General features: G+C 58.5%; 6 protein-coding genes. 2 read left to right on the forward strand and 4 right to left on the reverse strand.

Annotated features, from left to right (window positions below):
* Positions 1-199: 199 nt before the first annotated feature.
* The gene (locus tag FWJ25_RS07835) at positions 200-892 is read left to right on the forward strand and encodes a P-loop NTPase family protein (RefSeq protein WP_149599721.1); all 693 of its coding nucleotides are present in this window, start codon (positions 200-202) and stop codon (positions 890-892) included.
* 82 nt (positions 893-974) lie between these two features.
* On the opposite strand, the gene FWJ25_RS07840 is transcribed toward FWJ25_RS07835, so the two are convergent.
* The gene (locus FWJ25_RS07840; RefSeq protein WP_149599722.1) at positions 975-1,739 is read right to left on the reverse strand and encodes a VC0807 family protein; all 765 of its coding nucleotides are present in this window, start codon (positions 1,737-1,739) and stop codon (positions 975-977) included.
* A gap of 187 nt (positions 1,740-1,926) precedes the next feature.
* Here FWJ25_RS07840 and FWJ25_RS07845 point away from each other — a divergent pair, with 187 nt between their 5' ends.
* Positions 1,927-3,732, forward strand: coding sequence for an ABCB family ABC transporter ATP-binding protein/permease (locus FWJ25_RS07845; protein WP_149599723.1), 1,806 nt, complete (start codon positions 1,927-1,929; stop codon positions 3,730-3,732).
* A 56-nt stretch (positions 3,733-3,788) separates the two neighbouring features.
* Here FWJ25_RS07845 and recD read toward each other — a convergent pair whose 3' ends face one another.
* From recD to recC, 3 genes are read right to left on the reverse strand one after another with little or no spacing between them, the layout of a single operon-like run.
* Entirely contained in the window at positions 3,789-6,023 is a 2,235-nt protein-coding gene (gene recD, locus FWJ25_RS07850) for an exodeoxyribonuclease V subunit alpha (protein ID WP_149599724.1), read from the reverse strand.
* Positions 6,020-9,748, reverse strand: a complete 3,729-nt coding sequence (recB, locus tag FWJ25_RS07855; RefSeq protein ID WP_149599725.1) for an exodeoxyribonuclease V subunit beta — start codon at positions 9,746-9,748, stop codon at positions 6,020-6,022. The genes recD and recB overlap by 4 nt, the downstream gene beginning before the upstream one ends.
* Positions 9,745-13,338: an exodeoxyribonuclease V subunit gamma gene (gene recC / locus FWJ25_RS07860; protein WP_149599726.1), complete on the reverse strand. Its 3,594-nt coding sequence runs from the start codon at positions 13,336-13,338 to the stop codon at positions 9,745-9,747. The genes recB and recC overlap by 4 nt, the downstream gene beginning before the upstream one ends.
* Between the last annotated feature and the right edge of the window lie 83 nt (positions 13,339-13,421).

Consider the following 13,421-nt stretch of genomic DNA (forward strand, 5'->3'; position numbering starts at 1 on the left):
GACCTTGTGTCCTCGTTTTTTTTGCCCTTCATAAACTGCCCGGTTGCCTCACAACCGCCCTCGCCCGCTTTCATTGGTTTTGCCATCAACCGGACATGGATTGGCGTTACGCTAAATAGATGAACCTTGGCGGGCACACCTATTGCTTTAGCCTTAAATGAATACGGTCATTCCAATAAGTCTCATACAGGGAACTCACATGAGTAGCATACATTTTATCGGTGGTGAAAAAGGTGGTGTAGGGAAATCAATGACCTCCCGGCTCCTGGCACAGTACTACATTGATCGGGAGACGCCGTTTCTGGGGTTTGATTCTGATGCATCCCATGGCACCTTTTCGCGGTTTTACGGGGAGTTCGCTTCGTCAGTGATTGTGGCGGAAGACGACAGCCTTGACGGGATTATCGAAGCCTGTGAATCGCAGCCGGATCACGACCTGATTGTTGACCTGGCCGCGCAAACCTCAACCAGACTCGGAGAGTGGATCGAAGAAGCGGATGTGTTCGGGCTGTTTTCCGAACTTGGTTATACGGTTTACCTCTGGCATGTGATGGATGACGGAGCGGATTCCGTAGACCTGCTGGCCAGGGTATTGTCACGTTATCCACAGCCGGAACTGCGGTTTGTGGTTGTACAAAACCTGGGGCGTGGTAGCAATTTCAGTGAGCTGCATGATTCCAAACCCTACCAGGAAGCAATGGCACGTGGTGCCTACCTGTTCGAGTTGGGCAAACTCAATCCAAAGCTTGCCCATAAAGTGGACTTTGCCAATGCCAGTTTCTGGGCGGCGGCCAATAACCGGGATCTTATGAATATGGCTGAACGACAGAGAGTCAGAGTTTGGCTGAGGAACAACTACGGCCAACTGGATAAACTACTGGCAAACGAATAGCCGAAGGAATTGGGCGTGGCAGGTATTTGCTCAGACACTGCCTGAGAGCGATGTCTGAGCAAGATGAAGGCTATGAAGCAGGCTACTTTCCGGTAGCTGATTCGTTTGATGCTTTTTTCTTCTCATCCTTTTCCTGAAGGTGTGGCGCCATGACCTCCTCCAGAGTGTAACCGGTGAGACGGCGAATGGTTCGCCACAGGTAATAGAAGATCAGCATCATCATGATCATCGAGGGAATGGCGATCATGGGATAACTCACCAGGGTCATCCTGCCGAGTTCTTCATTGAAAGCCTGGGTGCCTGCCGGGCTGGTGACAATCCAGCGGGCAATCACGTAGTTCATGATAGATGAGAACAGGAAGGTACCTGAGAAATAGTAACTCGCCTTAAGCAGCCGCAGCTCGAACTCATCGACACTGCCCTTCTCTTCCAGCGACCTGTGAATTTTATCCACATCCAGAACACTGGGATTGTAGAGCAAGGTACGAACCAGAGGGTACTTGGTTCGGGTGGATATCAGCACAGCGAGCCCGATAACGGCAGGGACTGCTGCTTCCTTGATGGCCAACCACTGTGGATCCAGTTCCATCAGACCAATGCCGCCGGTCAGACCTACGCTGACAAGACCGAGAACCGCAATGAAGTTCTTCTTGTTGTAGCGTATAAGCTCAAACAGCCCCCACCCGAGCGGGAAGGCCAGGCCGAGCAGCAGTGCGTTCACATTTCCCAGGTATTCATCGCCACTGAGTTTCATCAGGATGACGGACGGGATGACAATACTGACCAGTAAATCCACCCAGGGGCGGGGTTTGTGGTCGGGCGTGGCGGAATTGCTCGGAGAGGTCATAGATCAGCCTGGATTGGTTCGACAATAGCGGTGACAGGCTCCTTTCAGGGATCTGTCAGAAACAGGGTGTTCAGGCAGTATACGATGAATTCCTGGCCAATCGAAGGCCGGGAAAATCTATCAACTGGGGTAAACTCGTCTTTATCCACAGCTTTGAATAGACAGCTCTGAATAAAAAGGAATCTTTGTGCGCGCCTACGCTGATAACGATTACCCTGCTGACCATAAACCCGACTGGAAAGTGATCTCCGGGCTATGGCCCTATCTCGCCGAATACCGTGGCCGGGTTGTGTTGGCGCTGGTCTTTCTGGTGTTCGCCAAACTGGCCACGGTGGCAACGCCGATTGCCCTGAAATACATCATCGATTATCTGGATCAGAACCGCGGAGACGAGCTGCTGTTGTGGATACCGGTACTGCTCGTGGTTATCTATGGCGCACTGAGATTTGGCAGCACGCTGTTCGGTGAGCTAAGGGATGCAGTCTTTGCCAGGGTGGCGGAAAGGGCCATGCGGAGAATTTCCCTCAGGATCTTTCGACACCTGCATCAGCGTGAGTTGTCGTTTCATCTGGATCGGAAAACCGGTGGACTGGCCCGCGACATTGAACGCGGTACCAACGGCATCAGCTTCCTTTTGCGTTTCACCCTGTTCAATATCGTCCCTACCCTGCTCGAAATCCTCATGGTTGCCGGAATCCTGTTAGTGGCGTTCAACGTTGCTTACGTCGTGGCTATTCTGGTTTCGGTCGTTGTGTATGTCGCGTTTTCTATCAAGGTAACTGAATGGAGAACCCGGTTTGTGCGGGAGGCCAACGCCCGGGATAACCAGTCCAACTCCCGGGCTGTGGACAGTTTGCTGAACTACGAGACGGTGAAGTACTTCAATAACGAGGCGTTCGAAGCGGATCTCTATGATCGTGACCTCGAGGACTGGGAGCAGGCACGGCTGAAAAACCGGCTGTCACTGGCTACGCTGAATGCGGGACAGGCGCTGATTATCGGTGTGGCGCTGATCACCATCATGGCAATGGCGGTACAGGAAGTGGCTTTGGGCAAGATCACTCTTGGCGACTTCACCATGATCAACGCCTACCTGATCCAGCTGTTCATTCCCCTCAATGCGCTCGGTTTTGTTTACCGGGAAATACGCCAGGCGCTTGTGAACGTGGAGCGGTTATTCAAACTGCTTGGGGATAACCCGGTTGTTGTGGATAAACCCGATGCGCCACCGTTGATTGTGGATAACGGCAAGGTCTGCTTTGACCATGTGGATTTCTCCTACCGCCAGGACCGGCCGATATTGAAAGACGTGAGTTTTACCATTCCGGCCGGTAAGACCCTCGCCGTGGTAGGCGCCAGCGGTGCCGGAAAATCTACCCTCGCACGGCTGTTGTTCCGTTTTTTCGATGTGGATAACGGCAGTATCCGGATCGATGGCCAGGATCTCCGTGACGTGACTCAGGACAGCCTGAGGGCGGCGATAGGCGTGGTTCCCCAGGATACGGTACTGTTCAACGATACCCTGTACCGGAACCTGGCCTACGGTCGGCCGGGGGCCAGCGAAGAAGAAGTCCATCATGCTGCCAGGCTGGCGCATCTTGAGACATTTATCCACAGCCTGCCGGAAGGCTATGAGACCCGGGTCGGAGAGCGAGGGCTGAAACTGTCCGGAGGCGAGAAACAGAGAGTGGCCATTGCCCGGGTTATCCTCAAGAATCCGCCACTGCTGATCCTCGACGAAGCCACGTCGTCCCTGGATTCAATATCCGAACAAGCGATTCTTGGTGCGCTGAGGGAAATCAGCCGGCAGCGTACAACGCTGGTCATTGCCCACCGACTGTCTACCATTCGGGATGCTGACGCCATATTGGTGATGGATGCTGGCCGTATTGTGGAAGCCGGTCACCATGGGGAACTGCTGGCCCGGGGTGGACACTACGCCCGCCTCTGGGAACAGCAGAACTGCAGTGAGCAATCAAACGCTGATCTCTGACAACTTATCCACAAGTCGTGCGCTGTCCCCAGATGCTGTGGACAGCGTGCATTGGTTTACCGTTGCATTAACTGCCGTGCGAGCCCGGAAGCCCGGTTTACCTGTTGCCCGGTACTTTCTTTGAGTACCTCCGGGTTTCCGGTAATCAGGCTGAACCAGTTTTTTGCCCGGGTAATGCCGGTGTAGACCAGCTCTCTTGTCAGCACCGGGCTCATGCGGTCAGGCAGCACCAGGCAGGTGTGGTTGAACTCGGAGCCCTGGGATTTGTGAACGGTCATGGCGTAGACAGTTTCAAGCTGCTGCAAACGGCTGGGGGATATCCAGCGGATACCATCGGTACCGTCGCCACTGGGGAAAGCGACCCGGGACACCAGGGATACTCGCTCACCGTCGGGTTCGCCCCAGGGAACCCGGAACGTGATACCTATATCTCCGTTCATCAATCCGAGGTTGTAATCATTCCCGGTGATCAGCACTGGCCTGCCTGCATACCACCACCCTTCCGAGCTGTGGATAAGTTTTTCGGCCAGCAGTTGCTGAGTGATCAGTTCATTCAGCCCCTCGACTCCCCAAGGCCCCTGGCGCAGGGCGCACAAGATCTGGAAGTCATTGAAGGCGCCGATAACCTCGCGGGCAAGTTCATCCCACTCGGCCCGGGTACTGTGGGCGCCGAGCTGGTGGTTCCTGATCAATGAAAGGTAGTGGCGGTAGCCAGTGGGTGTGGATAACTCCTGCCCATGGACGATCCGGCCATTGCCGCCGTTGTGGAAAGCTTCTGGCGACCCGCTGACACTGTGCCGGGCGATACGGGCCAGGGTGGCGACAGGATCTGGCCTGTGGTCATGGCCGTTAAGCCAGATAACGTCGCTAAAGCCACCGGTACGGATTTGTTCCAGTATGTTGGCGCCCAGAGTGCCATCGTTGACCGCTTCGGCCAGCTGGCGTATTCCGCTGTCTTCGGTGAACCGGTAGCTTTTGCGCAGCATGGCCACCGCCTGGTCTAGGCCAATGCCATTGTTATCCACAAGCTCGTCAGGCAGTGACTGTCCGCTCACCGCGTTGAGCCATTTTACGGTCTGCGGTCGGTAGTGTGCTTTACGGGCCCGCTGGCAGAGCTCTCCGAGAACGGCTCCGGCGTCGACGGACGCGAGCTGGTCTTTGTCACCCAGCAGAACTAACTGGGCATGGGATGGCAGGGCGTCGAACACGGAGGCCATCAGGTCAACGTCGACCATGGAGGCTTCGTCAATGACGAGGATATCCACAAGCAGTGGGTTGTCGTGATTGTGGCGGAATTGTCGTGTGTCTGGTCGGCTACCCAGCAGTCGGTGCAGGGTCGTCACCCGGGTAGGAATATCCTCCTGCGTGACGTTGCCAGGTAGTTGCGTAAAGGGCAACTTGCTGACGGCGTTGCCGATGGATTCGTTTAACCGCGCTGCGGCCTTTCCGGTCGGAGCCGCCAGTCGGATACGGAAACGCCGGCCAGCCCGATCCGGGCTTTCGGTGGCAACCGCCTGCAGCGCGGCAAGCAGGTTAACCACCGTGGTGGTCTTGCCGGTACCCGGCCCTCCGGTAATCACCGCAAACCGATTACGGGCTGCCAGGGCACAGGCTGCCCGCTGATAATCCACCCCGGGCTGGGGTTGGAAAAGTACGTCCAGAGCCCGGGCCAGTGTTTGTGCTGCTGGCCCCTGAGGATTCTCCAGTGCGGTCTGTGCTGCCAGCCGGGTTTCAATACCTTCGGCTATGCGTTGTTCATAACGCCAGAGCCGGCGCAGGTAAAGGTGAGTACCATCCAGTACCAGGGGTGTAGTGTGTGAGCCATCACTTACTGCCTGGCTATTCTCCAACAAGGCCATAGCCTGAGATAGAGACACTTGAGCGAGAACCTCGGCGGGGTTCAGTGTGGCCAGAACCTCGAGCTGCTCGTCTGACAGATGTCCGTTCCGGCCCTCTTCGGGAGGGATCGCCAGGGCGCGGTCGGCATCGTCCAGCAGGGATGCCAGGTCGATGCAGACATGGCCGCGTCCTACCTGATGGGAAGCCAGGGCCGCCAGCAGCAGCACCAAAGGTTCTGGCGTCTCTCCCTGCTCTTTGCACAGAGAATGGATCAGGTTGGCAAAGGCGACATCCAGCGGGCGGATCCACTCCGCCTGGCGCCAGTGCTCCAGCAACTCATTGAGTTGTGTCAGGCTGTTCAGCTCCGGGGCCTGGCTGGTTTGTCGGGGCGTATCGTCTGGTGCGTCCAGGTCCAGCGTGAACTGGTTGTCAGTCTGTCGGGTGCGGCTCATGCGGCATCCTCCGTAGCCGGTCCGGCGCCATCGAAGAGCCGATCCAGCTGTTCAATCAGTGCTCGGGGAGGTTTGTCGGTGAACGCCCCTGCTCCCCGCGCATGGATGCCGCGAAGGAAAAGATAAACCGCGCCGCCAATGTGCTGGTCGTAGTCGTACTCCGGCAACCGGGCTTTCAGCAAACGGTGGAGGGCCAGCAGGTAAAGCACGTACTGCAGGTCGTAACGCTTGTCGAGAATGGCCTGGCCCATGGTCTGTTCGGTATAGGCATTGTGGTCATCGCCGAGGGCGTTGGATTTATAGTCGAGCACGTAGTATCGGCCCTCATGTTCAAAGACCAGGTCGATGAAACCCTTGAGCATGCCGTTGAATCGTCGGTTATCCACAAGCATCCGGTCGGCCTTCTCGAGGGTATGCTCACGGACCAGATTATCCAGAGCGCGGGTGGATACCTCACAGCTTTCAAACCAGAACTCCAGCTCTGCACGAGCGCCGACCAGCGCTTTCAGGGCAACCCGACGGTCCTGCTGCCGGTTCAGGGGCAGCGGGGTGGTAATCAGTGCCAATACCCACTGTTCCAGAGTGTCGACCCATTCGCTCCAACCCCGGGTGGCACAACGACGGGTCAGGTACTCCCTGAGTAATTCAGAGTTATCCACAACCTCTGCAAAGCCCTGCTGAGTGCACCATTCAAGCACCTCATGGAGGAAGGTACCGGGGCCAGCGCCTTTCGGGAACTGATGCAGGGAATACCCGGAGACGGACAATGCGACGCTCTCTTCGGTGTTCTGGGCAGCTTCCTCAAGCAGGTTCTGGCTTTCAGCATCTTCTACTTCTCCCGCAAACACGACGCCGGTACCGGCCAGCCCTGTGTACTCGATGGACGAGTAGCTGGCAATCCACCAATCCTCCCTGGCCTCCCGCGTGGATTCGAGGGCTGGGCCCAGAGCGTCAGGTGCCTGCTCGCTGTAGGCCAGTTCACTGGCCTCCGGCAAGGGCATCAGCGTTATCGTCTCGTCGCCGTTGGCCAGGGGTTGAAGACTCGCTGTCAGCCCTCGCTGTTCCATGGCCTCACCACCCAGCAGGTAGCCCAGTCCACTGCGGGACCAGCTTTCAATGGCGGCGACACCAACCCATGTGGCATAGCGGGCCCGGGTCAGTGCGACGTAGAGTTTCCGGATATCCTCACCTAGTCGTTCCCGGTCAGCCCGAACGAGGTCTTCAGGCTCCGGATCAAAGATGGTTGTCAGGTGGCCGTTGTTGTCGTGATAACGGACATAGGCCTGGCGTTCGTTTTCAGCGCGGAAAGCTGTGCCGAACGGCAGGAACACCAGCGGGTATTCCAGGCCCTTGGACTTATGCACAGTGATCACTTTCACCAACCCGGCATCGCTTTCCAGACGCAGAGTCCGGTATTCATCTTCTTCATCCGCGGCTCTCAGGATCTGGGCGTAGTGATGCACCAGAGCATGCTCGCCGTCGAGTTGCAGGCTGTCTTGCTGGAGTAGTTCGGCGATGTGCAGAATGTCCGTAAGCCGACGTTCACCGTCGGGCTGTTTGAGCAGCCGGGCAGGCACATCGAAATCCATCAGGAAACTGCGAAGCATGGGCAGGACGCCCTGGTTTTGCCATTGCTCGTGGTAACCCATGAAGCGCTGAATTTCACGTTCCAGGGCAATTTCGTCGGTCAGAAGCTGGTCCAGGTCCTGCCAGGACTGCCCGAGTGTCGGGGTGGCCAGGGCTGCCCGGGTCAGAGCCAGTTGCCGGGGCTCGGCAAAGGCCCGAAGCCAGGTCAGCACCTCTTTGGATTCGGTGGAAGTGAGTACCGAGTCCCGGTCTGACAGGTAGACGCTCTTGATCTGGCGTTGGCCCAGGGCGTTGCGCACCGCCGCCGCTTCGCCACGGTTGTTTACCAGAATGGCTATGTCCTTCGGCTGCACCGGTTCCAGATCCGAGGGGCTATCCGCCAGGCTGAACCCGGCCTTGCCCTGCTGCCCAAGCGTCAGCAGGCGCGCAATCTCACTGGCACAGGATTCTGCAACGTCCGCCGTGGCTGTGCCCTTTGCCAGGGCTTTGAGGTTGCCGTTTTTATCTTCTTCCTGGCTGTCCAGTGTCCAGAAGCTGAGACTGGGCTGGGCGATACCTTCGATACACCACTGCCGTTTGGTGCCATTGGCATCCACGCTCTGGAACGGGAGTGGCGTCGCGTTTCCCTTGCCAAACAGGAACGCGCCGTCCTGGCTGTGCTGGTCGGCGTGCTCGAACACCCGGTTAACGGCATCCACCATGGCTTTTGAGGAGCGAAAGTTCCGGCCCAGGGTCCAGGTACGGTCCCGGGCGCCCTCCCGGGCCTCAAGATAGGTGTAGATATCCGCACCCCGGAAACCATAGATGGCCTGTTTGGGGTCACCGATCATCAGCAGGCAGGTAGCGGGGTCGTTACTGGCAACCCGATAGATGCGATTGAAGATCCGGTACTGGACCGGATCCGTATCCTGGAATTCGTCGATTAATGCCACCGGGAACTGGCGACGAATGGTGGCCGCCAGTTGTTCACCCCGGGGGCCGTGCAGGGCATCATCCAGCCGGGTGAGCAGATCGTCGAAGCCCATTTCCGAGCGCTGCTGCTTTTCCGATTCCAGCCGCGCTGCCACCCATTGACTGGCATGGCGGAGGATGTCTGAACGGGCAGTGGGCGGGTTGCGGCCGAACTCCACCAGCTCATGGATGGCATCGAATGCCGGATGATGGGGGGCAGGCCCCTCACCTTTGAGGATGGCCTCTAACCCCTCCGGGGTCTGATTTCTGAATCCGGCTTTGTCGAGTCCGTCCGGGAGCAGGTCCTCGGATGTAGCCCAGGTTGCCAGCGTGTCCCAGACTTTAACCATGGCATTTTTACTGGCGCCATGCAGGCGTTTGGATTTGTTGAGGTCGTTGAGCAGAGCAACGACGTCTTCCTGCCACTGGCCCCAGGGCCGGGTCTTCAATTCCCGGGAGCGGGCCAGGCGTTCGCTGACCACCCCGTTGATGGTTTCGCGAACATCGCCTCGGGTTGGTTCGAGCTCGCTGGCATCCGGCAGCAGGTTGCGGATGGACTGACGCAGCACGTCCGGGGTTTTCCAGTGGTTCAGAACTTCATCGGTCAGTTCGTCGGGTAGCGGGTAAATAAAGGTTCGCCAGTAGTCCCGAACCACATCGTCCAGCAGTTCACTCTGATCTGTCTCCAGGGTCAGTTTGAACAGGCTGCCGCTGTCAAAGGCGTGCTCGCTGAGCATGCGGTTGCACCAACCGTGGATAGTGGAAACGGCGGCTTCGTCCATCCATTCCGCTGCCAGCAGCAGCTTCTTGCGGCAGTCAGGCCAGGTCTCCGGATCTGGATAGCAGGCGTCACGAAGGTCAAACAGCAGCTGTGTTTCAGCCGAGGGTTCACCACTGTGATCCGAGAATACCTCGGCGGCCTGGGTCAGTCGGTTGCGGATCCGGTCCCGCAGCTCCTTGGTGGCGGCATCGGTGAAGGTCACCACCAGCAGATTGGGTGGCAGAATGCCTCCGGCCAGTGGTTCCCCGTCTTGCTGCCCGTGGCCGAGTACCAGGCGCACGTAGAGAATGGCGATGGTGAAGGTTTTGCCGGTCCCGGCACTGGCTTCGATGAGGGTGCTGCCACTCAGTGGCAGGGTCAGGGGATCCAGGTTCGGATTGCGGTTGGGCGTCATTTCGTTGCTCATGCCATACCCTCGATCTGGTCTGCTGCTCGTTTGCCCTGTTCCGCCTCCCACAGGGGTACATACAGTTGGTGTAGCAATGCCTCGAATTCACCACTGAGTATCAGAGCATCAGGATCGTTAAATGATCCACGCAGATAGCCGGTGTCCCGTTCAAGTGCGGTGGCGTAGGCCTGCCCGGCTTCGCTTTGGGCGCGTTCGTGGTCACCCAGATATTTTTTGCTCTGGTAATAGCTGGTGATCCAGGCAAACCCGGCCTCGCAATGTATTGGCAGGGTGCGGGTCGTGGCTTCCATCCAGGCGTCCAGTATGGCGTCCAGATGCTTTCTCGCCAGTTCCGGGGCTAACGGGGCGAACCGGAAGAGTCGTTTTTCCTCCTTGGCGAGTATCAGGGTCTCGAACGGCTGTGCGGTTAACTGTCCGGCGAGGTGAATCAGCCAGTCCCGCATCAGGTTGGCGTAGCGGACCTTTTTGCCGGACCCGGCTGTGGATAACAGGCTGGATGCCGCTACCACCAAGCGACATAGCTGACCCTCAGGGTTGCGGCGAAGTTCTCCGATCAGGTCTGCGACTTCAACGCCGCCCCGGGCGCTCTGATAGCCGTAATCGAAGGCCACCGGTTCTTTCAGAACTTCAGGCCATTCCGTCAGGGCGTGGCGGTATCGGCTATAAAGATCGGGCAGCCGCCCCGCCAGCTCACCGCGCAAACGGTGCTCGGTGACTCCCATGCCAAGATCACCCCGGCGCGCCATCCGATCCAGGGTGGATTCAATGCGTTCAGACAGCTCGTCTTCGGAGCCAGCCTTGAGCACGCCCTGCCGGATCAGTTCATTGTCCAGCCGCCAACGATCGAGGCCGTTAAGATCGAAGTTTTCGTTATCGGTATCCTCGTCATCCACATCCTCGAAATACACCTGCAAGCGGCGCTGATAGAAGGTATCGATGGGTTTCCTGAGGAAGTTGGCCAGGTCGTTGAGGGTCAGCGGTTCCTCCGGTGCCTGGTAAGACAATGTTTGCTGCTCTGTCGATAGACCGTCGGCGCCGTGGGCGCTGCGCCATTCCTGTTCGTAGGTGAACAGGCTGCGTGTGCGAAGCACCTCAGGCAGAGGCTTTGGAAGATGGCCTTCGCTGCCGGCAGAGGCATTCGACAGAGGGAAATAGTCCCGGCTGAAGGGTTGTAGCGGGTGTTGAGTAGTCAGCGCCCGGGTGACGGAAGGAGCGCTCTCTCCTGCAAGCGCCCAGAGGCAGTTCAGGTGGTCCTGAAGCTGTGCTACCAGAACCGAGGGTGGCCGTTCCGAGTCGTCTTTTATGCTGCGGCCCACCCAGCTGATATAGAGCTGTTCCCGGGCCGAGAGCAGCGCTTCAAGGAACAGGTAGCGGTCGTCTTCCCGGCGAGAGCGGTCGCCTGGCCGGTAGTCGTTGGCCATCAGGTCGAAGTCGACCGGGGGACGGGAACGCGGGTAGTCGCCGTCATTCATACCCAGCAGACAGACCCTGCGGAATGGGATGGCGCGCATCGGCATCAGGGTGGCGAAGTTAACTTTGCCCGCCAGGAAACGCTGGTTCAGGCCGCCTTCGTCCAGACCGGCCAATAGCACATCCCGGATGATGTTCAGGGGCAACGACTGTTCACTCAGCCCCGCCGCGAGAGAATCGTCCAGCCATTGCTCAAGCTGGCGGCGGAAGCGGTTCAGCAAGAGCAGGTCGTGGCCTTCCACCTTGTGGAAAAAGTGCTCAAGCATGTCTGAAAACAGAGTTTCCCACGCGTCTGGGGTTCTCGGTGTCTGAAGCTTTTGCCAGAGCTTTTCCAGACGATCCACAAACTCTGCCAGGCGGCCGGCAAGGTCAGCCTGGAGCCCACCGACTTCGCCATAGGGTTCTGTCCCGGACCAGGGGTCATCCTCGCCCATGCCGTAACCAAGCAGCATGGCCCGCAGCCCCGACTGCCAGGTGTTTCGTTCCAGATCCGCCGGCAGGTTCAGGCTCTCACGGTGCCTGCCATGCAGGCCCCAACGAATATTGGCACCTTCCACCCAGCGTCTGGCCAATGGAATGTCGCTCTCCTCAATGCCGAACCGGGAGCGAATACCGGGGACTTCCAGGAGGCTCAGGATCTCACTGACACCGAACCGGCTGCGGGGCAGTGACATCAGGGTTTCCAGGGCAATGACCACCGGTTCATGGTGGCGCTGGCCCTGATCGGAAATGGTGAACGGAATGTGTCGTTTACTGCCTGCACGGTAGCGGCCGAATACCGCCTGGATATGAGGGGCGTAGACGTTGATATCGGGCACCATCACCATGATGTCCCGGGGTCGGAGATCGGTGTCGGTATTGAACGCGGCCAGCAGCTGGTCATGGAGAATCTCGACTTCTCTCTGCGGGCTGTGGGCATTGTGAAAGGCCACGGAATGATCCCGGGTCAGCTCCAGATGGCGCTGCTCGCTGCGAATGTCCTGCAGGGGTGTCAGGTTGTAGATGTCGTTCTGCAGTTGGTGCAGCAGTGTTGGGTCGGCTGGGTCACCGTGGTCGGAAAAGATGTCGATCTTCTGGTCCGGGGTGCCGAGCCTGCCCTGGTATTCCTCAGGATTGTCGAATTCATCGAGCAGACGGATATAGTCCCTGCCCTGTTTGCCCCAGGCGGCGAGCAGAGGGTTTGCATGCTGGTGCAGGTGGTCCGGGTCGGCAATCTTCGAGAGTGCCGGGTGGGTGGCGCCACGCTTCCGCTCAGCGTGCAGGAGATCCCGGTCACTGACAATATCGGCCCAGTAGTACTGGCAGGGGTTGTGGACACACAGCACCACCTGGCTGAACCGGCTCAGTACCGACAAAGCCTCCAGAGCCTGCCTTGGCAGCGATGATACACCAAAGACCACGATGCGCCCGGGCAGCCGGGAGGGGTTTGCCGGAGACGGCAGGCGCTCGCCCTCTGCCATGAATCGGGTGTGGATCTGTGACCGGCTGGTGTGGGCCTCGGGCCCCACGTCTTCCACCAGTTTTCGCCACAGCAGTGGCTGCCAGAGGGTTTCTGGCGTCAGGGCCTTTTCTTCCCCCCTGGCGCTGATCAGCACATCGCGCCCCTGTTCCCAGGCGCTGAGCCAGTCTGCCCGGAACACCTGGTACTGATCGAACAGGTCCGCCACCTTTTCAGCCAGCTGGAAATTGCGCAGATCGCTATCGGCCCCCTCCAGAAAGCGCGCCAGTGGGAGAAACGCGTCGTCCTGCCCCACCAGTTCCGGCAGTAGTCGGTACAGTCGCCACACCAGACGGCGCTTGTCGAAGGGGGATTGCTCAGGAACTTCGCCATCAGGCAAAACCGCCCGGTAGGCCTGCCAGATAAAGCGGGCGGGAAACAGGAAATCCATGCCGGCGGCAATGCCCAGACCACCCTCGATACCGTCGTCTGAACGCTTCTCGGCCAGCGCCAGCTTGAGCCACTGGGCGATACCGTTACTCTGAACCAGAAAGGTTTCGCTCTCCAGAGGTGGCAACGGGTTCTCCCGGCACAGGAACACCACAGCCCGGCGGAGGTCTTCCAGATGGTTGGCGTGGATAGCGTGAAAACCCGGTTTGATGGCAGATGGTGCGGCCATGTGACTCCCTGTGTGAATTGCAATGCTGTTCCCCGGTACAGGGTACCGTAACTGGCACCGGAAACGGACCGTGATAGAGTTGT

Source organism: Marinobacter salinexigens, assembly GCF_008370345.1.
In the GTDB taxonomy this organism is placed as follows: Bacteria; Pseudomonadota; Gammaproteobacteria; order Pseudomonadales; family Oleiphilaceae; genus Marinobacter; species Marinobacter salinexigens.